Origin of the sequence: Mariprofundus sp. KV (assembly GCF_013387475.1) — a bacterium.
In the GTDB taxonomy this organism is placed as follows: Bacteria; Pseudomonadota; Zetaproteobacteria; order Mariprofundales; family Mariprofundaceae; genus Mariprofundus.
Window position 1 is genome coordinate 133,246 of the sequence record NZ_VWNB01000008.1, and the last position, 21,611, is coordinate 154,856.

The following is a 21,611-nucleotide window of genomic DNA, read 5'->3' on the forward strand; positions in this document are numbered from 1 at the left end:
GCACAGTTCAAGCTTTTAAGGCCACTGATCGGGGCTTGTCGACTCTGCACGGCCGGGGCTGAACCAGTGATCCGGCAGTGTTAACAGGTGTTCAATGATGCCGGAGGAGGCGAGACCCGCTTTTTCAGGGTTGACGATGGTTACCTTGGCATCGGTGAAGGGGCCGGACATATGGTAAACTTTCCGGATCAGGCTGTGAGAACTGCCACCGAGAATGTCTCTTAACAGCGGTATTTTGGCCAGCAGGGCATCCAGATTCTGTAACGGTTGCACGACCATGTAGAGATCAACGCTGGCTTTCTCCAGATTCATCGTGCCCTGGCCGGCAAGATCGAAGGCGGTCGAGCGCATCGCCACATTGCGCACGCGAATATCCTGCCCCTGTATGATCGCCTCCATCTGCAAACGCTCATACATTGTGCCGGGTCCGGTCAGATCTTCGCGCTGGCCCAGTAGCAACAGCGGGAATTTGCTCAGGTTGGTGGCTGCAAGCAGGGTGGTTAGCGCGCCGCCCTCAAGAATGCGGCCATGATCAGCACGCAGACGCAGCCTTCCATCAAGCCCCTTCCACCATGGTTGCTCACGCAGCATGATGCCGTTGCCTGAGAAGAGAATATGGCCATCACCCTGGGTGAAACGTTCGGAGAGTTTGCCGAGTCTGAGCAGGTGGCCAAAATCGCCATGCAGTTCGGCAAAGCCACTCCAGCGCATGCCACCACCCTTTTCCGGTTTCAGGGTGGCGGACATGGTCAACTGCTGTTTCTCAACGCTGGCTGAGAGGCGGCGCAGATCGATGGCGCCACCACCGGGCATCGAAAAGCGTCCGTCAATACCGGTAATATCCAGCTGCGAGGTGTGAACCTGCCTTGCCTTGAACAGCCCGACGCTGCCCTTGGCGGAAGCAAGACGGATGAATACATCCTGCATGCGTGCATCATCCCAGTCGAACTTGGCAATGTTGGCCGACAGGAGCCACGATTTATCGATCATCCTGTCCGGATGGTCGAGCGCTTCCGGCAAGGCGTTGCGGTTGAGATATTCCGCATCGGCAACCAGTTCCCATGGTTTGCTGTCAAAGGGGATATTGATCGCAAGTGAGCCACTGAAGGAGGGGGTATGCAGATCATTCAACTGCAGCTTGAGAAGGTTGCGGTTGATCGATGCGCTACTGTTGCGGATCAGTAGTGCCTGACCTTCACTGCTCAGTGAGGTCAATTCGATGGTTGGAACCTTCTGCTGCAGATCAAGCGTGCCGTTATAGTGGATGGCATAGGGCTCGCCGCTTTTTTTGCTGGAACCGAGCAGCTGCTGCCAGCTGGTTGCTGTCATGTCGGCGCTGCCCCTCCAGCTGCCATCGTAGATCAGCGTGCTATGGATCGTACCGTCAGCCTGAGAGAGGGGCAGTTGGAAGTGTGCCGCCAGCAGGGCGAAATCACTGTTTGACCGGGCTTCAAGTCTGGTGACCTCCCAGCGGTTCTGTATATCAATGGAGGTCGAAAGCGAAAGGCTGCCATTCACATGCTCGTTACGGTAATGCATGTCTGTGATGGAGAGGCCGGAATCCTGATCCCAGTTGGCAACGCCACTGGAGAGCTGGAAGGGGGTATCATGGATGGCGATATTCCAGGTGCCGATCGGCAGCAGTTTGGCCGCAGCTTCACGAGGCTCGGATTCACTGGGGTGCCAGAGCAGGCTGAAAGAGCTCTCGGCTTTTGCGCTGTTCCATTTCCAGTCGCCAATCTGATCCGGTCCGAACCATGCCAGCAGTGAGGCTACATCAACGTTTGATTTGCCGGCGATGTGCAGCTCCAGCGTCTGCCAGGGGATATAGAGTTCTCCGGTGGAGCGACCGAGGTTTTTCGGCAGTTGTGCATCGCTGAATATTGCATTCAGGCCATCCTGATTGAGATCCACCTGAGCCGTGGCATCGCTGAGGAAATCATCGGAGAGGCCAAGGGCGATATCGGCGCCATCAACATGAGCAGAGACCTGAAACAGCATCGCCTGCCAGTTCTCCATGCTTGGCAGCGCCTGCAGCGGGTCATCCCAGACCAGTGCTACTTTTGCTTTGGCCTGGCTGCCTGTGCCCGATTTCATCAGCGCTAACCAGTGGTGCCATGTCTCATCACCAAGTGGCCTTAACCATGACCAGACGATCGGCATGGCGAGCTTTTCAGAGTTCGCCTGCAGTGAGAGCAGACCGGCACTCCAGTTGCCTTTAGCCTTGATACTGCTCTCTTCCAGAGACCAGAGAATCTGCTCCAGTCCGATGTATTCAATGGCAAAGGTATCACTCTCCGTTGCTTTCAGCTTCAGCTTCAGATCAGCACGATTGAGCTCAACCGAATAGATAGTCTCAGGCAGCAGGGTCAGCTTCTCTTGCGCAGCCAGGGATGCATCAAAGGCCCATACTCTTCTGCCCTCTCTCTGTAACTGTATGGATGTAGCGGCTTTGCCGTTGACGTATTTCTGAAGCGGTAGTGGCAGCCAGACAAGGTCACTGCACTCCAGCTTTATCTCTTTTGGCAGCATGTCCTCACTGAGGGCGGCAGTGAGTGTGAATGCCGATGAGGCCATCTGTAGCTCCCGTAGCTCTCCATCGAACATCAGCTGCAGGTGGTCGAGTGTGCCGAACCACTCATCCCGGTAGCGCCATTTTAGCTGTACATCATCGAGGATCAGCTGAGCGACAGGAAAGCCGCGGCCTGACTGTGTGTGCCGGAGATCAAGCGTGCCGCCGCTTAAACGAATGCGATCGGGAAGGAATGTGCCGGTTAACAGATCTGAGATATTGATGCGAACGGCGACGCCGCCATCGTGGAAGGCGAGAGCGTCGTCGCTGCTGCTGAAGTCAAGATGATCTGATTTCAACCAGAGGAAACCGGACCAGCTCCATGAGAGTTGCCCCAGTTTGATCTCTTTGAGGTCGAGCTTCTCTTTCAGGTGTGTTTCAATGGTGGGGCGAATGGAGTCCAGCGTTGGTGATTGCCAATAGAGCCAGCTGCCAAGCAGGGTAAGTCCCAGCAGCAGTAAAAGCGACACGCGCCAGCATGATGCCAGCGCGCGTTTAATGATGGTGCCGGACATGGCAGCAGACTCTTATAAAATCAGCTCTTATCGTTCTCTTTCAGCTTGCCGATTTTCTCTTCGAGTGTTTTCAGCAGGTTATCGTATCCGCCGTTATCCAGTGTCGATTTAAAATCCTGATAGAAGGTGCGTACCATGCTGGTACCCTCAATGCGGATATCATAGACCTGCCAGCCGGTGTCAGTCTGATGCATACGATACTCCACCGGAGTTTCGCGGGTGCCATCGATTACCGTGGACTCTACGCGTGCTTTGTCACCTTTAAGCTCGGCGTCGGCAAAGACCACCTTCTGGCCTTTATACTCACTCAGACGGTTGCCGTAGGAGCGCTCAAGCAGGTCGCGGAAGACACTGGTGAAATGGGTCTGCTGCACGCCGTCAAGCTCTAGCCATGGTTTGCCAAGACTGCGCTTGGCCATGGCTGCGTAATCAAATTTCCCCTCCACGCTCTGACGGATGGCATCGCGATCCTTGCTGGTCAGTTTGGATGTGTCGTTGCGCGCTTCAAGCACCTCAATGATTTTATTGACGGTTGCCTCGATGGTCGCTTTCGGGCCTGTATCTTCTGCCCATGCCGAAACGGAGAGAAGTGCGGCAAACAGGATGGCTATTGTGGTGCGAAACAGTTTCATCATGAAAAACTCCTTAAATGTGATACCCATAGTTTAAAGTTACTGCGACAGCCTGCGAGGAGGAATGATTACTCCTTGCCGCTGAAAATGTACTTGCTGATCAGATCTTCAATATTGATGGCCGATTCGGTCTCCTCAATCTCGCTACCCGGCTCCAGTCCGCCCTCTTCCATACCCTGGGTGATGCGGATATAGCGGTCACCGATAATACCTTTGGTGCGAACCGAGGCGAAGGCATCCTCGCTAATTTTGATGCCTTCATGGATGCGCAGAATCATGGTTGCGTGGTCGTTATTGGTCAGGTGTACATCATCGACACGGCCTACAATCACACCGGCCATCATGATGTCACTGCCTTTGCGCACACCGCCTGCATCATCGAAGTTGGCGGTCAGGGTGTAGCCGGTGGCGCCGATGCCGCCAACCTGTCCTACCTTGATCGCCAGCCAGGCGATGGCCAGCAGGCCGAGAAACACAAATACACCAACAGTCATCTCTACTTTTCTATACGATTGCATTACAACTCCTTACAGGAAAAACGAGGTTAAAATATAGTCCATAATCAGCACACCAACGGATGCGACCACCACAGCCTGTGTGGTTGCCCTGGCGACACCTTCAGTGGTGGGCTGGGCGCGGTAGCCCATGTAGGTGCAGATGGTGCCGATCATAAAGCCGAAGACGACAGCTTTTACCCAGCCACCGTTAAGGTCGATCATCTCAATCTTGGCGACCAGTTCAGCCATGTAGGCACCGGGATTCACACCAAGCAGCTCCACACCAACGATATAGCCGGCACCGATGCCAACCACATCAAATACCGAAACCAGCAGTGGCACGGCAATGGTGGTGGCGATGATGCGTGGCAGAATAATGCGCTGCATAGGGTTAACCGCCATCATCTCCAGAGCGTCAGTCTGCTCGGTTACACGCATAATACCGATCTCGGCTGTGATGCTGGATCCGGCCCGGCCGATAATCATAAAGGCTCCAAGTACGGGCCCCAGTTCACGAATAATCGACATGCCGACACCGGCGCCGAGCAGTGATTCCGAGCCGAACTTGGCCAGCGTGTAGTAACCCTGCAGCGCCAGTACCATGCCGGTAAAAGCACCGGTGATGATGATAATAGCCAGTGAGCCCACACCCAGCGCATAGAGCTGAATGATGAAATGCTTACCTTGCCACGGTTTGACAAACAGCAGTGAGAGGGCGTGGAAGCCTAAACGTGTGCCATCACCCAGTTGCTCGATGCCGCGCATGGCATAGCGGCCCAGGCTGCCGAAGAAGGTGGTCATGCCTGATTGGTTTACCGGTGTTGTATCACTCATTTTTCCAGCCTCACTGTGCCCGGCCTGTGCGTTAAATCATCAACGTAAGAGGTTGTGCTGCGCGAGAAGGGGATCGGCCCGTCAGGGCGCCCTTCAAGAAACTGCCGTACACGCTCATCATCACTGTTGCGAATCACATCCGGTGTACCTCGGGCGATGATGCTGCCCTGCCACATGAGAATAACATGGTCGGCAATGGAGAGTCCGGCCTCCACATCATGGGTGACCACGATTGAGGTCATGCGGTTCATTTTTGAGGTGTCGCGAATCAGCGTGGTAATCACGCCAGCTGAGATCGGATCGAGACCTGAGGTCGGCTCATCAAAAAATACAATCTTCGGATCCATGGCGATAGCGCGGGCAAAAGCGACACGTTTGGCCATGCCGCCGGAGAGCTCGGAGGGCATCAGATGTTCAAAGCCGCGCAGGCCAACCTGCTCCAGTTTCATCGAGACCATGGTACGGATCACCGACTCATCAAGATCGGTATGTTCATGCAGTGGGAAGGCAATGTTGTCGTACACATTCAGCGAGTTCAGCAGGGCAGAGTATTGAAACAGCATGCCCATGCTCTCGCGCAGCGCATAGAGCCGTTTGTCCGAGATGGCGCATAGGTCTTCATCACCATACCAGATGTGACCTGTTGTCGGTTTGATCAGGCCTGAGAGCAGGCGCAACATGGTCGTTTTGCCTGAACCGGAACCACCCATAATCGCCGTCGTTGCAGCGGCCTGAATGTGGATATCGGTTGCAGCCAGCGCAACTGTGTCACCATATCGTTTGCTTAAGTTCTCACCACGAATCATCGGCGCAGGCTAGGGGCTGTTTGCGGCTACGGCAAATGATCTGTATCACGTTCAATGATGGCGCCATTTGGAGTGACACGCTACATTTACGGCCGCTTTGAAAGTTCCCCCCTGATTGCAGGGGATTTGATATAGAAGATGAGGATGTTTAGATGAATTTTGCAGATCGTGATGGATTAATCTGGTTTGATGGTCAGATGGTGGATTGGCGCGATGCCAAGGTACATGTACTGACCCATACCCTGCACTACGGCATGGGTGTTTTTGAGGGTGTGCGTGCCTATCACGCCGAAGAGGGTACTGCGATTTTCCGTCTGCAGGCACACACTGATCGTCTGTTCCGTTCAGCCAAGATCATGAATATGGATATGCCTTTCTCCAAAGAGGAGATTAATGCGGCACAGCTGGCAGCGGTTCGTGAGAACAATCTCGATTCAGCCTATCTGCGTCCGATGGTCTTCTACGGCTCTGAAGGCATGGGGCTGCGCGCTGATAATCTGAAGTCACATGTTATTGTAGCCGCCTGGAGCTGGGGCGCCTATCTGGGTCAGGATGCACTGGAGAAGGGTATCCGTATCCGCACCTCATCATTCACCCGTCATCATGTGAACATCTCCATGTGCAAGGCCAAGGCCAATGGTCAGTATATTAACTCTATGCTGGCGCTCTCCGATGCACTGCGTGATGGCTATGATGAAGCGCTGTTGCTGGATGTGGATGGTTTTGTTGCCGAAGGTAGTGGTGAGAACTTCTTTATGGTTTACGACGGTGTGATCTACACGCCGGAGCTGACCAGTGCGCTCGATGGTATTACCCGTCAGACCGTCATGCAGCTGGCCAAAGAGGAGGGGTATGAAGTGCGCGAGAAGCGCATCACCCGCGATGAAGTCTATGTTGCTGATGAGGCCTTCTTTACCGGTACCGCAGCTGAGGTTACCCCGATCCGCGAACTCGATGGCCGTACCATCGGTTGTGGTTCGCGTGGCCCGATCACCGCAGTGTTGCAGAAGAAATACTTCGATGTGGTGCATGGCAGAAGTGAAGCCCACAAGGACTGGCTCGCTTACGTCTGATTCTGTTTAACCCGTAACATGCAAGAGGCCCGCAGAAAACTGCGGGCCTCTTTATTGCTGCTTATGCGGCTGCAATAGCCACACCGGCCACAACCACGAATAGCACAATTAATAGACCAAGCAGGTAGTTCGGCTTGTCGAAATCACCCATGCCACGCTTTGGGATTGCGGTTCCATGCATCGCCGCTACCGTCATCATCTTCTCTGTTTGCCCCCATTTCGGGCTCCTTCAATCATTCCATTGTGTTCTTACTCTTCCTGATAAGCGTTGTTATAGACCAGTGTAGGTCATACGGCTATCTCCGGTATGGGGCGACGATGCAGTCTGAGTCAGGTCTCTGCCGGGAATAAGAAGGTGTCTTTGTTGCTGCCCGGTTTGAGAGTGGCGGGGTAGTGGACTATACTGGTAGTAGTTCACCTTATCTGTTGACCATGCCGCACGGCTGATGCGTGAACTCAGGAATATGCACTCCTCTGACCACGCCTGTTGCGGAGGTATTATGGAAAAGCTGTTTGGCGATCAACTTAAAGATAAACATCTGCTCAGCGATGATCAGCTGAAACAGGCACTTGAGCGCCAGCGCCTTCATGGCGGGCGTCTTGGTGCAAACCTCATTGCGCTCGGTTTTTTGAATGAAGATCAACTCGGTTCACTCTTTCATCGCAAGCCGAGCTCACCACAGTCGGTCGAAGAGACGGGGCTGAAGCTCCCTTTTATTGTCGATCTGGTGACCAAGCATATTTTTGCGCTGGGTGAGTTTACGCTGCATGATGTGGTTGAGCGGGTGAAACTGCCGTCCCCGATCATTGATGAGGTGCTGGAGGAGATTCAGCGCAACCTGATGGGTGAGGTGAAGGGGTCATCCGGATCATCGGGGTATGGACGGATCTCCTATCGCTATATTCTCACTGATCGCGGTAAAGCCCGTGCCCGGGAGTTGATGGGTATTTCGCGTTATCTCGGGCCTGCCCCTGTGTCACTGCACGCTTATCGCCGCATGATTGAGGTGCAGACGGTTAAAAACATACTTGTCAAAGAGTCGGCGGTGATGGATGCCTTTTCGCACCTGATCGTTGGCGGTGAGCTGCTGACCAGGCTTGGTCCCGCTATCAGTTCGGGGCGTGCGCTGTTTCTCTACGGTCCTCCGGGCAATGGTAAAACAGCAATAGCCGAAACCATTGCCAGGGTGATGCCTGATCTGGTCTATATCCCCTACGCGGTGCTGGTCGATGATGATGTGATCATGCTCTACGATCCGGTGACCCATCAGGCGGTGAATCAGGAAGCTTCGATTGCAGCTGAAAATGAACTGATCAAACGCGATCTTCCCGATGCCCGCTGGCTGGAGATCAAGCGGCCAATTGTGATGGCCGGTGGCGAACTTGATCTCGGCATGCTTGATCTCGAGTTCAATGATATCGCCCGCTTCTATCAGGCACCGCTGCAGATGAAGGCCAATAACGGCATTTTCATTATCGACGATTTTGGCCGCCAGCAGATGGACCCGCAGGAACTTCTCAATCGATGGATTGTGCCGCTTGAACGGCATACTGATTTTCTCTCACTGCAGAGTGGTATGAAGTTCGAGATTCCATTCGATCAGCTGGTGATCTTCTCCACCAATCTTGAGCCGAAAAAGTTGGTCGATGAGGCGTTTCTGCGCCGCATCCGCTACAAGATCAAGATTGATCACCCCAGCGAGTCTGAGTACGAACAGATTTTCCGGGCTGTGTGCGAATCCAATGAGGTTGAGTACCGCAAGGAGATGGTCGATTTTCTGATGGAGCGCTTCTATCGCCGCACAGGAAGATCTTTGAACGCCTGTCATCCACGCGATCTTATCGACCACATCATTGATGATGCACACTACCACTGCTATCAGCCGGAATTGACCGAAGCGAGTCTCACCGCTGCCTGGGAGACCTATTTCGTAGAGTTGTAGTTCATCATGCAGATGATGGTTCGAGCCCTTTTATCCAATTTTCCGTTTGAGCGTTGTGAGAGACGTTATGATTTATACTTGTAGGTGGCGGTTGCGTTGCTGTGTTCATAGACGCCCATCACGATCTCGGTTAGCACCTCATCAAGATCATCGGATTTACGCAGATCATCTTCTAATACGCTGACCATCTCTTCGCTGCTGATGATCTCTTTTTGGCCGGTTTTTTTGTCGGTTTTGATGAACATTATTGGATCCTGTTGGTGAGGGAGTCGTCATTTTCTAACGTGTTAAAGGACCTTTAACGCGACATTTCGAAGTGACATAAGCGATATCGAGAGCGGCAAGATAGAGGCGATAATCGCCTCTTCCTAACGCGCTAAAAGCCTTCTAACGCGCCGCAGTGAATATTATTAATATTCTCTGAGGCTTGTTGGTACCGGGAACGGGAGTCGAACCCGTACAGTATTGCTACCGAGGGATTTTAAGTCCCTTGTGTCTACCAGTTCCACCATCCCGGCATTGGAATCAAGCGGCGGGAATCCTGCCTAAGAATGGCGATTGCGCAACAGCAGATCAGCCCCTGCAAATGCAGAGGCTGTCCACGTTAGATGTTAAGCCAGTCGAAGGTTGATCGCACCTCGTACCGGATCGACACTGTCGATCACCACATCAAGCTGATCACCAAGGTGATAAGAGGCACCACCGCGTTTGGCGATGAGCTGATGACCTGTCTCATCCAGTTCAAATGAACCCGGTAGATCATCCACTGATAAACCACCTTCAGCCATGGTTGGCTCCAGTTCAAAGAAGATGCGACGTTTGGTCAGCCCGGCAATGCGTGCAGCCATGGTTTTACCCACATCCTTCTGATGGAACAGGGCTGCCAGCATGGCACGGGTATCCCACTCGGCGCGCTGCTGCTTGCGCTCCTGTATAGATGTCTGCGTGCCGATCGCCTCAAGGGTGCTCTTGTGCTGTACCTTGTTGGGATCGGTGCCACGTATCAGTGCTTTCAGACGACGATGCACGATCAGATCGGCATAGCGACGGATCGGGCTGGTGAAGTGGGTATACGATTTATAAGCCAGGCCGAAGTGGCCCTGGTTTTTCGGCGTATACTCGGCGCGCTGCAGAGAACGCAACACAAGGCGATGCAGCACATGCGCAAAAGGTTTGCCCTCTGACTGCTCAAGTACCCGTTGCACACTACCCGGACGCACATTGGCATCCTCGGATTTAAGCTTGGGCAGGTTCACAAACAGGCCGAAGGGGGCAAGGAACTCATTCAGGGTTTCAATCGCCTGACGCTCCGGTGGCGCATGTACACGGTAGAGAAGGTCGCATTCGCGCACCTCCATAAACTCGGCAATGGCGGTGTTGGCTGCCAGCATCATCTCCTCAATCAGGCGATGGGCGATATTGCGCGAACTCTCTTTCAGATCGGTAACCACATTATTTACAAGGGTGGCGCGAACCTCCGGCATGTCGAGATCAAGGGCGCCGCGCTGAGCGCGTTTGCGTTCGAGTTTACGGAACAGGCGGGTCGCATCATCAAGCATATTGCGTGCGGTTTCGCTCTCAATGGCTGAGGCGTCGTTATCTTCAATCCAACTGGCCGCCTGATCGTAGGTGAGGCGAGCCTGAGAGTGGATCACTGACTCATAGACATGAATAGAGCGGCGGGTGCCGTTGGCATCAAAGCGCATACGCACGGTCATTGCCAGTCGGGCTACCTTCGGATTGAGTGAGCAGAGACCGTTGGAGAGTTTCTCCGGCAGCATCGGAATCACACGATCAGGGAAGTAGAACGAGTTGCTGCGCGCCAGCGCCTCCTCATCCAGTGCCGATTTCGGCAGTACATATTGGGCAACATCGGCAATGGCAACCCAGGCTTCAAAGCCTTCGCCGCGAGGCAGTACACAGATCGCATCATCGAAATCGCGGGCATCTTCACCATCAATGGTAACAAACGGCAGTTCCCTGAGATCTTTGCGACCTTTGATGTCATCTTTACTCACCGTATCGGAGAGACGCTCCGCTTCAGCTGTAACGGCTGGCGGAAAACTCTCTGAGAGCTGCTGCTCGGCGACGATCAGATCGATCAGGGCCGAGGGTGAGAGATTCTCACCGAGGGTTTCCAGAATTTTTCCGGAGAGGTGGCCTGGGCCACGCGAGATTTTCACGCGCACCCAGTCGCCATCGGATGCACCAGCCGTATCGTTGCGTTTAATCAGAATGGTCTGCGGCATGTTGCGTGAGCGGGGCTGCACGATGCCGATACTATCTTTAATGATAAACTGACCGACAATGGTGGTCGGTGCATGCTCAACGATACGCACCAGTTCGGCAGATTCACGGCCGCGACTGTGTACAACGCGCACCTCGACGATGTCACCATGCATCAGTTCACGCATCTCTTCGCGCGGCAGAAAGAGCCCTTTCTCAAGCCCCTCTACATCAACAAAGCCGAAACCGTCGGGGTGGGCGGAAACTTTGCCTGTCCACATCGGCTGCGCTTTATGCGGCCCTTTTGCATGCTTTGCATGGCCACCTTTGTTGTCGCCATACGGCCTCTTCGCCGCTGCGCCCTTACGTGCCGGGCGCCGATCACCACGGCTCTCTTCACCACGACGGGCGGGACGTCTGTTGCCAGAAGCCTCTTCGCCACTGCGGGCCGGGCGGCGATTGCCGCGACTCTCATCACTACTGCGTGGTTCGCTACCACGCTTGGTCGATTTCTCTGACCATTTAAAACTTTCAAGCGAACTGTTTTTCTTTCTTGACACGATGTTGCTCCATCCTATGATTGCGCGCCTCTCGCAGCTGAGCTGTAAGAGACGTCTAAGCCGAGGTGGCGGAATTGGTAGACGCGCTGGCTTCAGGTGCCAGTTTCCTCACGGAAGTGCTGGTTCGACTCCAGTCCTCGGTACCAACAAGCATCTTAAGTGTTAATAACACTTAAGATGCGCGTTAGGTCTTTTATCTATTAGACCTGACACCTGACTCAAGGGCCTGCAGATTTATCTGCGGGCCCTTTTTGTTTGTACCGGCTTCATCTAAACATAGAGAGAACGCCGGCACATTCTCAATAAGCTGCAGATTCCTCTGCGGACTCTTTTTTATCAAGTGTTATTCACACGTCTGCTATGCAGCGTGCTTTAGGTACGGGTTGCTGATCCTGTGACCTGATGAATTTATCGAACCTTAAATCTTGGGGGTTTTAAGCAGGAAAATTCTGTTGTTCTGAAGCGCACTTGATCTCACTCTGTTCTCAACAGGGCGAACTATAACACGATCATAGCGTTTCTGCGATGACGGTATCCTGTGATGGGATTAGGGTGTGCATATGTCTGTCCCGCAACTGAAAAATGAAGAGATGATTACCGGTCATCTGCAGCGGCTGGCGATGCTGCGTGGCTGGTCTGCAAAGACCACCGAGTCCTATCGCTCCGATCTTCTGCATGCCGAACTCTTTTTTCAGGGGGCGAAAACCGCACTGGATGCGGCTGATCAGCAGGAAGTGCTGGACTATCTTGCCTCGCTACGCAGGGCCGGATTGAAGGAGAGTACCATTCAGCGCCGTCGTAGCGCGCTCTCAACCTGGTACAGCTACCTGCAGGATCAGAATTTAAGAGAGGATCATCCGGCTCGCCATCTGCCCAAGCTGCGCAAAAGCAGGCCACTGCCCAAGCTGATCAGTGAGCAGAGCGTGGAGGCGCTGATCAATGCGCCCGATATCCATAGCACAACCGGGCTGCGTGACCGCTGCATGCTGGAGATACTCTATGCCACAGGTCTGCGAGTGACCGAACTGGTGGAGTTGCGCCTCTCTCATGTCGATCTTGCCGCAGGATTGGTGCGGGTTATTGGTAAAGGGGATAAGGAGCGGCTGGTACCCTTTGGAGCAGAGGCGGCGAGCTGGTTGCAGCAGTGGCTGGCGATGCGTCCGAAAGAGAGGTCCGGCTCCTACCTGTTTGCCGGACGTGGTGGCAAGCCGATGACGCGGCAGAATTTCTGGCTGCGGATCAAGCAGTATGCCCTGCAGGCAGGGATCTCACCCTTGCCATCACCGCATACCCTGCGCCACGCCTTTGCCACCCATCTGCTCAATCACGGGGCTGATCTGCGCGCGGTGCAGATGCTGCTGGGCCATGCTCATGTGACCACCACCGAGATCTATACACATGTTACCCGGGCCCGCCTGCATGATGTGGTGAATCGTAGTCATCCGCTGGGTCATAAGGGGCGATGAAAGAGTGCAGGAAATTATTATCATGATTTGTTAGGTTGCTGCTTCTTGCCGGGGCAGGGGTTAGCTTAAAAGTATTGGAGTGAAAAAAATGGCAGATAAAAAAACAGATGATTTGATCTCATGTTACTCACCGGGGCTGGCAGATATTCCTGCTGCCGAGTCGGCTGTCTCCTATGTGGATGGCAAGGCTGGCTACCTTGAATATCGAGGGATTGATATCGAACAGCTGGCTGAGAACTCCTCCTTTGAAGAGACCTCCTATCTGCTGCTCTACGGTGAGCTGCCTACAGCCGAGCAATTGAGCGCGTTTGATAAAACGCTTAAACACCACCGTCGTATCAAGTTCCGTATCCGTGATATGATGAAGTGCTTTCCTGAGTCTGCGCATCCGATGGACTCGTTGCAGGCGACAGTTGCAGCCCTTGGTATGTTCTATCCGTTCCCCACAAATCTCTCTGGCGAACTGGACAGGGCGACGATCGACAGTGTCTGCGTCAATCTGATCTCCAAGCTGCCGACACTGGTAGCGGCGCATGCGCGCATGCGTCATGGTGATGATCCGATCCCGCCACGGGATGATCTCTCTCACGCTGCAAACTTCTATTACATGCTTACAGGCGAGGAGCCATATCCTCTGACGGCACGCATTCTTGATGTGGCCTTTATTGTGCATGCCGAGCATGAGATGAATGCCAGTACCTTCTCGACACTGGTGACCGCCTCAACCCATGCTGATCCGTACACCTCGATCAGTGCAGCAATCGGCACGCTCTCCGGCCCGCTGCATGGTGGTGCCAACGAGGATGTACTCAATATGCTTGATGAGATTGGTAATGTTGAGCATGTTGAGGATTACCTGAACAAAAAGCTGTTGAACAAGGAGAAGATCGCCGGTCTTGGGCATCGTGTCTACAAGACCAGAGATCCCCGCGCCACCTTGCTGGTGAAGCTCTACAAGCAGCTGACTGATAAAATCGGTGTGGATACCAACTATCGCATTGCCCGTGAAATTGAGAAGCTCTCCGAGAGTACGCTGGGTGCCAAGGGTGTCTGCCCGAATGTCGATTTCTATTCAGGCATTGTCTACCGCAAACTGGGTATTCCGACCGATCTGTTTACTCCGATCTTTGCCATTGCCCGCGTATCCGGCTGGCTGGCACACTGGAAAGAGCAGCTTGGTCATGGCCGTATCTATCGCCCGGCGCAGATCTATACCGGCAAATTCGGAGTGCCGTACACGCCAGTCGACAAGCGTTGATCGCGCATTGATTCCATTAAGGCCGTGTTAGCAGCTGCTGTCACGGCCTTTTTTGTTGTTTTAGATAGCTGCAGGAACGTCTGCGTCGTGGCTGTTTCTATGTAACCAGCGGGTCATGCCTGCGGCTGTGACAATGCACCAGACAGCAAAGAGTGCGCCCGGCAGGGCGGTTTCAGGTTCAAAGTGCTGCAGTGCCAGTGCCACACCCAGACCAGCATTCTGCATGCCGATCTCAATGCTCAGGGTGATGCGGTAGCTGCGCTCAAAGCGGAACAGTTTGCCGGCAAACCAGCCAAGCAGATAACCCAGTCCATTAAGCAGCACCACCAGCACAAACACAATTGCAGGCGTATTGGCCAGCTGCTCGTGATTGCCGGCTACGGCATAACCGCAGATGATGATAATAGCGATCGATGCGATGCCCGGGGCAATGACCTCTGCCTGCTTGAGCTTGCTGCTGCTGAGCCTGGTGCGCAGCGCCATGCCCAATGCCAGTGGCAGTACCACGGAGAGCAGGATGGTCTGCATCATCGGCCAGAAGGGGATCTCCATGTAAGCGCTGCCAAGCAGATCCACCAGCAGCGGAGTGAGAATTGGTGAGAACATCGTAGCGACCATGGTCATGGCGATGGAGAAGGCGACCGCGCCTCCTGCCAGATAGGCAATAACATTACTGGCCATGGCTCCCGGCGCGCAGCCAACAATGATGAAGCCCAGCGCCATGGCCGGGGATGCCCCCTGCCATGTGGCAATCAGGGCGGCGGTAAAGCCGAGCATCGGCATAATCCAGAACTGCATGGCCACACCAAGTGCGATACTCAGTGGCTTGGCAATCGCAGATTGTGCCTCTTCAGGTTTGAGGACCACGCCGAGTGCAAACATGGTGGCGGCAAAGCAGAAGAGGAAAACATCTTTAAAAATAAGGAATGCGGAAGGGAAGGCGTAGGCGACAACCGCGAAGATGACGGTGAAAACAGCCATCTTTTCGGAGAGTGCCCGCCAGATACTCATCTAGAGATAGTCTCTGATCTTTCCATGGATGGCAATAGTCGCCGCAGATTTATTCAGTGTGTAGAAGTGCAGACCGGCTGCGCCCTGCTCAAGCAGTTCGCGACACTGGCTGGCGGCCAGTTCGATGCCGAGTTTGGCAACAGCATCGAGATCTTCACGAATTGGCGCCATCTTCTCATGCAGCCAGGCCGGGATGCTTGCCCCGCACATCGATGAGAAGCGGACAATCTGATCAAAGTTTCCAATCGGCATGATGCCCGGAATGATCGGCATGGTGATGCCCGCTTTGTCACATGAGTCGCGGAAGCGGAAGAATGCCTCATTGTCGAAGAAGTACTGGGTAATGGCGCAGTCAGCGCCATTATCCTGTTTCATTTTAAGATAGCGGATATCATCAGCTACACCGCCTGTCGATTCCGGGTGTCCCTCGGGATAGGTAGCGCAGGCGATAGAGAAGTCACCCTGTTCGCGCAGGAATGCAATCAGATCGGTGGCGTGACTAAAACCGCCTTCGGTGGCCTGAAAACGATCCATCCCCTCCGGGGCATCACCTCTGAGGGCCAGGATGTTCTGGATGCCTGCCGCGCGGTAATCGGCAAGCAGTTCTGCCAGTTGATCCCGGGAGGCCCCCACACAGGTCAGGTGGGCCACAGGTGAGAGGCCTGTCTCATCCTTGATGCGGGTGACAATGCCTTTGGTGCGATCCTGGGTTGTGCCACCGGCACCATAGGTGACCGATGCGTAGGCAGGATTGATCGACTGCAATTCGCGCAGGCAGTTCCAGAGGTTCTCTTCACCCTTGTCGGTTTTGGGCGGGAAGAACTCACATGAGAAGAGTGGTTTGGTGGCGGTGCCGAGGATTTCGGAAAGTTTCATAAATTATAACCTTGGTACGGTCACGCCCGTCTGTCCCTGATATTTGCCGGCTTTATCCTTGTATGAGGTTTCACACTCTTCGTCCGACTCCAGGAAGAGGAACTGTGCGACACCCTCTCCGGCATAGATCTTGGCTGGCAGTGGTGTGGTGTTGGAGAACTCAAGGGTGACATGGCCCTCCCACTCAGGCTCAAGCGGGGTGACGTTGACGATAATGCCGCAACGGGCATAGGTCGATTTGCCCAGACAGATGGTCAGTACAGAGCGCGGAATACGCATGTACTCCATGGTGCGCGCCAGTGCGAAGGAGTTGGGCGGGATGATGCAGACGTCTGATTTCACATCGACAAAGCTGTTGGCATCGAAGTTCTTCGGATCAACAATGGCCGAGTTGATGTTGGTGAATATCTTGAACTCGTCAGAGCAGCGTACGTCATAGCCGTAGGAGGAGAGGCCGTAGGATACGATGCCTTCACCACTCTCATTGCGTTTAACCTGACCGTCGACAAACGGCTCAATCATGCCGTGTTCCTGCGCCATACGGCGAATCCACTTATCCGATTTGATGGACATTGCACCCCTCCAAAAACATTGAGTCCCGCAGGATAGCGAGAGTCATCCGAATCAGCCAGTCACTTGCGCGCTTCAGCAAGCAGCCAGTCGCGAAAGAGGATCAGTGAGGTGCTCTGCTGTTGCCAGGGGGGCGAGACCAGATGGTAGGCATTCTCACTTGGCAGTGACTGTGCAAACGGCTGCAGCAGACGTCCTGAAATCAGCTCATCTTTCACCAGTGCCGGATCAACAATGGCGATGCCGAGGCCGTCAATAGCAGCCTGAATCGCGAAGTTTCGCGTTTCAAAGGTCTGCTCATGGGCCGGGCGCAGTTCACCGGCACCGGCTGAATGCAGCCAGATATGCCAGTCGTCAGGCCTGAGTCTGGCATGCAGCAGCGTCTGCTGCTGTAGCTCTTCAATACTTTTCAGCCCGATCTTGGGGCTGCAGACAGGGGTGAGTTGCTCCGAGAACAGCTTGTCCACATGCAGGCCCGGCCAGTTGCCGTGGCCTGAGCGAATGGCGCAATCGACATCCTCATGTCTGAAATCTACCGGCTCAATTGAGGTGGTGATGCGGATCTCGATGTTCGGGTGCAGCCTCTGAAAGCCTGAGAGACGGGGGATAAACCAGCGCATGGCAAAGGTGGAGAGCATGCTCACGGTCAGGGTCTGCTGTTCGGGTTTGAGCTGCAGTTGTGTCACGCTGTCGGCAAGCAGATCAAAGGCCTGCTGAATGGCGGGCAGGATGCTCTCGGCAGCAGCGGTCAGCTGCAGGCCGCTGTTGGTGCGTATGAACAGCTTGGTGTTCAGGCTCTCTTCCAGGCCGCGAATCTGATGACTTAAGGCAGAAGGTGTAACATACAGGGCGGCAGCAGCCTCCTTGAGGTTCAGATGTGTGCCGACCACGGCAAAGGCCCGCAGCGCATTGAGCGACGGCAGTTTTCTTTCAGGCATGAGAAAAACTCAACAGCATGTAGAGAATATTTCCTTTTGTTTAGCTTTTAGTCAACGCTATGCTTGCCTCGCGGTTGAGATTTACTCTTCCGTTAGGGGTTAATTCGTCTTTCGTTGAAGCAAGGGGTTCGCATATGGGTCAAACACTGTTTGATAAAGTCTGGCAGCAGCACGTCGTGAAAGAGAACGATGATGGTTCCATGCTGCTCTATATTGATCGTCATCTGGTACATGAGGTAACCAGTCCGCAGGCCTTTGAGGGGCTGCGTCTGGCTGGTCGCAAGCCGTGGAAGATCAGTGCTACCGTAGCGACACCCGATCATAATGTGCCGACCACAGATCGCGCGCTGGGTATTACCGATGTTGTATCACGCACACAGGTAGAGGCGCTGGATGCCAACTGTGAAGAGTTCGGTATTACCGAGTTCGGCATGAACGATATCCGTCAGGGCGTAGTGCATGTGATGGGGCCGGAGCAGGGGTTGATTCTGCCGGGCATGACCGTGGTCTGCGGTGATTCACACACCTCCACACATGGCGCCTTCGGCTCCATTGCGATGGGTATCGGCACCTCCGAAGTGGAGCATGTGCTGGCCACCCAGTGTCTGATTCAGAAGAAGCCGAAGGTGATGCGTATCAGTGTCAACGGAGCCTTGCCAGCCGGTATTACCGGTAAGGATGTGGCGCTGTTTATTATCGGTAAAATCGGCACAGCCGGTGGTACAGGTTATGCGCTGGAGTTTGCCGGTGAAGCGATTATGGCGCTCTCGATGGAGGGGCGCATGAGCCTCTGCAACATGGCCATTGAGGCCGGTGCACGTTGCGGCATGGTGGCTGTTGATGATGCTACGATCAGTTATGTGAAAGACAGGCCTTATAGCCCGAAAGCCGAAGAGTGGCAGAAAGCTGAAGCGATGTGGCGTGAGCTCTACTCCGATGCCGATGCCCGGTTTGATGCCGAGCTTGTTTACAACGCATCCGAGATTGTGCCGCAGGTAAGCTGGGGCACGAGCCCTGAGATGGTGTTGCCTGTAACTGCATCGATTCCCGATCTGGCCACTGCCAAAGATGAGGTGCAGCGCGAGGGCTGGAGCCGGGCGCTGGCCTATATGGGCTTGAAAGAGAATACGCCGATTGCAGAGATCAGTATTGATAAGGTCTTTATCGGCTCCTGTACCAACGGCCGCATTGAAGATTTCCGTGCTGCAGCGGCAGTGGTGAAGGGTAAAAAGGTGGCAGCCAATGTGAAGCTGGCGCTGGCAGTGCCGGGCTCGGGTCTGGTCAAGCAGCAGGCGGAGGCTGAAGGGCTGGATCTGATCTTTACCGAAGCGGGATTTGAGTGGCGTGAGCCGGGCTGTTCGATGTGTCTGGCGATGAATGCCGACCGCCTGGAGCCGGGTGAACGTTGTGCCTCTACCTCCAACCGTAACTTTGAAGGTCGTCAGGGTATGGGTGGTCGCACCCATCTGGTCAGCCCTGCCATGGCCGCTGCAGCCGGTATAGCCGGTCATTTCGTCGATATTCGCGACTGGTCTTAAGGAGATTACGATGCAACCATTCACTACACTTAACGGCTTAGTTGCTCCGATGGATCGCGCCAATGTTGATACCGATGCGATTATTCCCAAGCAGTTCCTCAAAAGTATCAAACGTACCGGTTATGGCCCGTTCCTGTTTGATGAGTGGCGCTATGAAGATCGCGGCGAGCCGGAGATGGATTGTACGAATCGTCCGAAACGTGCCGATTTTGTGCTCAATCAGCCACGCTATCAGGGTGCTCAGATTCTTCTGGCACGTGAGAACTTCGGTTGTGGTTCATCGCGTGAACATGCCCCGTGGGCTATTCTCGATTGCGGTTTTACCTGTGTGATTGCACCGAGCTTTGCTGATATCTTTTATAACAACTGTTTCAAGAATGGCATCCTGCCGATCGTGCTCGATGATGCGATTGTCGATCAGCTGTTTAAAGAGTGCGCAGCAGCCGAGGGTTATGCACTGAATGTCGATCTTGATGCGCAGACCGTGAGTACACCACTTGGGCAGTCATTCAGTTTTGATATCGATGCCTTCCGCAAGCACTGTCTGCTTAATGGCCTAGATGATATTGGTCTGACCCTGCAGGATTCTGATGCGATCAGCAGCTATGAGGCAGATCGCAAACAGGCAGCTCCCTGGCTGTTCTGATTCAATAAATCTGAAAGTTGAAACGCGCTCGGAGGTCATATGACCTTCGGGCGTTTTTGTTTTGGCAGGCTTTATACATAGCTGCAGTCTCATATGGTTCCCCGTTTTGGATAAATCTGGGTGCCATTGGTACGAGGGGATAGCTCAAATGGTGACCTCCAGCGAAAAAGATCATTAATCAACTTCTAATGCATCTAAGCTTTCTTAGGTGCGTTTATATTAAAAGAAAATTGATCGAACTCTTTTACAGGGACTGGGCGGCTAATAAAGTAGCCTTGTCCAATATCACACCCCATATCAGCGAGCATGCGATAAGTGACTATATCTTCTATTCCCTCAGCGACTACTTTTATGCCAAGGGAGTGGGAAAGGTTTATCGCAGCTTGAACAATATTCCTGCTCCCCGCGTCCTTGATCAATCGAAATACAAATGCCTGATCAATCTTAATGTAATCAATGGGTAGTAAATCCAGATATTTAAGCGAAGAGTAGCCTGTTCCAAAATCATCAATTGAAAGGATAATGCTTGCATCACTTAATTCATTTAGAATTTTCTTTGCCGCATCCACATTCTCCATCAATTGGCTCTCAGTAAGCTCTAGCTCTAACTTGCTTGGATCCAGTTCATGCTGATCAATAATCTTCTTCACAAAGCCAGGAAATGATTCATTCACCAAGTCAAAAACTGAAATGTTTACAGCGACTTTTAGCTGATTATGGGCCTCATGTTCTTTCCATTGGGTTTGTTGCTTCGCAGCATTCTGTAAGGCCCATTTTGTAATCTCTCCGATCAAATCACACTGTTCTGCCTGAGGAATAAACAACCCAGGTGGAATAATGCCACGAGTAGAATGATTCCAACGAGCCAGAGCTTCAGCACCGACAACACTATGGTCACTCATCAGAACCTTTGGCTGATAATAGAGTTCCAAACGCTCCTGCTCAATGGCCTTTCTCAACTCACCAAGCAGTGAGAGCGACTCCTTTGTGTTCTCATCAATGAGTACATTATATTCACGGAATTTCACATGATCCTTTCTTGCGTACAGCGAGGCGATTCGAGCCCGCTGAAGAAAGACATCTGGATCTTCTATTTTTTCATGCAGAGATGTGTAGCCAATTCTATACTCCAGATGCAAATTGATCCCATTGGTACGAATAGAGTTTTTTAAACTTGAGGTGAGGCTTCTAAGAAAAGCATGTTTTTCCTTGTTGCTGAGATTGTCTGTCACTATTGTGAATTCAGATCTTCGCGCTCGAGCTAAGTGTGCCCCTTGAGGCATATTTCGACGAATTCTTTCGCCAAACAACTTAATGGCATCCAGCCCAACGGTTGCACCAAAAGCCATCTCGATCTCTTGAAGGTTTTCGCAGACGACCTTGAACACATTAACTCGAGCCAGATCACCTTCTTCTAAGCTTGTCATTCTGCTATCAAGCAAACTGAGAACAGCATTACGATTAGGAAAGCCACTTTCAGAGTCAACAAATGCGAGCTTTTTAATCTGCTTTATTTTTGCACATCACTGCTGTCCGGTTAAGCATGGATGAGCGTCATTTGCCGATGAGTTTCTGCTGATGTTGGCTTTCCGGGAGGATCTTTCTCGATTAGCAGTTCGAGAAAATCTCGTCGGTGCATGATGTTCGTTG

The 21,611-nt window shown here is 53.3% G+C and carries 19 protein-coding genes and 2 tRNA genes; 7 read left to right on the plus strand and 14 right to left on the minus strand.

Features of this window, described 5'->3' with window-relative positions; translation table 11 throughout:
* Positions 1-15 precede the first annotated feature (15 nt).
* The 5 genes from F3F93_RS08270 to F3F93_RS08290 all read right to left on the minus strand — a co-directional run bounded on the left by F3F93_RS08270 (position 16) and on the right by F3F93_RS08290 (position 5,856).
* Positions 16-3,087, minus strand: a complete 3,072-nt coding sequence (locus tag F3F93_RS08270) for an AsmA-like C-terminal domain-containing protein (RefSeq protein WP_176958707.1) — start codon at positions 3,085-3,087, stop codon at positions 16-18.
* A gap of 20 nt (positions 3,088-3,107) precedes the next feature.
* Positions 3,108-3,722, minus strand: coding sequence for an ABC transporter substrate-binding protein (locus F3F93_RS08275; RefSeq protein ID WP_206675398.1), 615 nt, complete (start codon positions 3,720-3,722; stop codon positions 3,108-3,110).
* A 65-nt stretch (positions 3,723-3,787) separates the two neighbouring features.
* Entirely contained in the window at positions 3,788-4,237 is a 450-nt protein-coding gene (gene mlaD, locus F3F93_RS08280; RefSeq protein ID WP_241697049.1) for an outer membrane lipid asymmetry maintenance protein MlaD, read from the minus strand.
* A 9-nt stretch (positions 4,238-4,246) separates the two neighbouring features.
* Positions 4,247-5,050 carry an MlaE family lipid ABC transporter permease subunit gene (locus F3F93_RS08285; RefSeq protein WP_176958708.1) on the minus strand — a complete coding sequence of 268 codons (804 nt, stop codon included), beginning with the start codon at positions 5,048-5,050 and terminating at the stop codon, positions 4,247-4,249.
* Positions 5,047-5,856, minus strand: coding sequence for an ABC transporter ATP-binding protein (locus F3F93_RS08290; protein WP_176958709.1), 810 nt, complete (start codon positions 5,854-5,856; stop codon positions 5,047-5,049). Before F3F93_RS08290 ends, F3F93_RS08285 begins: the two co-directional genes overlap by 4 nt.
* A gap of 152 nt (positions 5,857-6,008) precedes the next feature.
* On the opposite strand from F3F93_RS08290, the gene F3F93_RS08295 reads away from it, so the two are divergent.
* On the plus strand, positions 6,009-6,929 hold the full coding sequence (locus tag F3F93_RS08295; protein ID WP_176958710.1) for a branched-chain amino acid transaminase: 921 nt from the start codon (positions 6,009-6,011) through the stop codon (positions 6,927-6,929).
* A 61-nt stretch (positions 6,930-6,990) separates the two neighbouring features.
* Here the strand turns inward: F3F93_RS08295 and F3F93_RS08300 are convergent, their stop codons facing one another.
* Positions 6,991-7,128: a hypothetical protein gene (locus F3F93_RS08300; protein ID WP_176958587.1), complete on the minus strand. Its 138-nt coding sequence runs from the start codon at positions 7,126-7,128 to the stop codon at positions 6,991-6,993.
* Positions 7,129-7,429: 301 nt separating this feature from the next.
* Between F3F93_RS08300 and F3F93_RS08305 the strand changes: the two genes are divergently transcribed.
* Positions 7,430-8,872 carry an ATPase gene (locus F3F93_RS08305; RefSeq protein WP_176958711.1) on the plus strand — a complete coding sequence of 481 codons (1,443 nt, stop codon included), beginning with the start codon at positions 7,430-7,432 and terminating at the stop codon, positions 8,870-8,872.
* A gap of 65 nt (positions 8,873-8,937) precedes the next feature.
* On the opposite strand, the gene F3F93_RS08310 is transcribed toward F3F93_RS08305, so the two are convergent.
* From F3F93_RS08310 to rnr, 3 genes are all read right to left on the minus strand, one after another.
* Positions 8,938-9,117: an N-carbamoyl-L-amino acid amidohydrolase gene (locus F3F93_RS08310; RefSeq protein ID WP_176958712.1), complete on the minus strand. Its 180-nt coding sequence runs from the start codon at positions 9,115-9,117 to the stop codon at positions 8,938-8,940.
* A 186-nt stretch (positions 9,118-9,303) separates the two neighbouring features.
* Positions 9,304-9,390, minus strand: a tRNA-Leu gene (locus tag F3F93_RS08315).
* A 93-nt stretch (positions 9,391-9,483) separates the two neighbouring features.
* Positions 9,484-11,658 carry a ribonuclease R gene (rnr, locus tag F3F93_RS08320; RefSeq protein ID WP_176958713.1) on the minus strand — a complete coding sequence of 725 codons (2,175 nt, stop codon included), beginning with the start codon at positions 11,656-11,658 and terminating at the stop codon, positions 9,484-9,486.
* 59 nt (positions 11,659-11,717) lie between these two features.
* Here rnr and F3F93_RS08325 point away from each other — a divergent pair.
* From F3F93_RS08325 to F3F93_RS08335, 3 genes are all read left to right on the plus strand, one after another.
* Positions 11,718-11,804, plus strand: a tRNA-Leu gene (locus F3F93_RS08325).
* A 414-nt stretch (positions 11,805-12,218) separates the two neighbouring features.
* Positions 12,219-13,124, plus strand: a complete 906-nt coding sequence (locus F3F93_RS08330) for a site-specific tyrosine recombinase XerD (protein WP_176958714.1) — start codon at positions 12,219-12,221, stop codon at positions 13,122-13,124.
* Positions 13,125-13,212: 88 nt separating this feature from the next.
* Positions 13,213-14,382: a citrate synthase gene (locus F3F93_RS08335; protein ID WP_176958715.1), complete on the plus strand. Its 1,170-nt coding sequence runs from the start codon at positions 13,213-13,215 to the stop codon at positions 14,380-14,382.
* Between the two features lie 60 nt (positions 14,383-14,442).
* Here the strand turns inward: F3F93_RS08335 and F3F93_RS08340 are convergent, their stop codons facing one another.
* From F3F93_RS08340 to gcvA, 4 genes are read right to left on the minus strand one after another with little or no spacing between them, the layout of a single operon-like run.
* Positions 14,443-15,393, minus strand: a complete 951-nt coding sequence (locus tag F3F93_RS08340; RefSeq protein ID WP_176958716.1) for a bile acid:sodium symporter family protein — start codon at positions 15,391-15,393, stop codon at positions 14,443-14,445.
* A complete protein-coding gene (gene metF, locus F3F93_RS08345) occupies positions 15,394-16,269 on the minus strand; it encodes a methylenetetrahydrofolate reductase [NAD(P)H] (protein WP_176958717.1) in 876 nt (291 codons plus the stop codon).
* 3 nt (positions 16,270-16,272) lie between these two features.
* Complete coding sequence (gene dcd, locus F3F93_RS08350) at positions 16,273-16,842, minus strand: dCTP deaminase (protein WP_100278391.1); 570 nt, start codon at positions 16,840-16,842, stop codon at positions 16,273-16,275.
* A gap of 59 nt (positions 16,843-16,901) precedes the next feature.
* The gene (gene gcvA, locus F3F93_RS08355) at positions 16,902-17,777 is read right to left on the minus strand and encodes a transcriptional regulator GcvA (RefSeq protein ID WP_176958718.1); all 876 of its coding nucleotides are present in this window, start codon (positions 17,775-17,777) and stop codon (positions 16,902-16,904) included.
* 134 nt (positions 17,778-17,911) lie between these two features.
* Here gcvA and leuC point away from each other — a divergent pair, with 134 nt between their 5' ends.
* Both leuC and leuD read left to right on the plus strand, forming a co-directional pair.
* A complete protein-coding gene (gene leuC / locus F3F93_RS08360) occupies positions 17,912-19,315 on the plus strand; it encodes a 3-isopropylmalate dehydratase large subunit (RefSeq protein ID WP_176958719.1) in 1,404 nt (467 codons plus the stop codon).
* A 10-nt stretch (positions 19,316-19,325) separates the two neighbouring features.
* On the plus strand, positions 19,326-19,961 hold the full coding sequence (gene leuD, locus F3F93_RS08365; protein ID WP_176958720.1) for a 3-isopropylmalate dehydratase small subunit: 636 nt from the start codon (positions 19,326-19,328) through the stop codon (positions 19,959-19,961).
* 194 nt (positions 19,962-20,155) lie between these two features.
* On the opposite strand, the gene F3F93_RS12750 is transcribed toward leuD, so the two are convergent.
* Entirely contained in the window at positions 20,156-21,475 is a 1,320-nt protein-coding gene (locus tag F3F93_RS12750) for a GGDEF domain-containing phosphodiesterase (protein WP_347239232.1), read from the minus strand.
* Positions 21,476-21,611 lie beyond the last annotated feature (136 nt).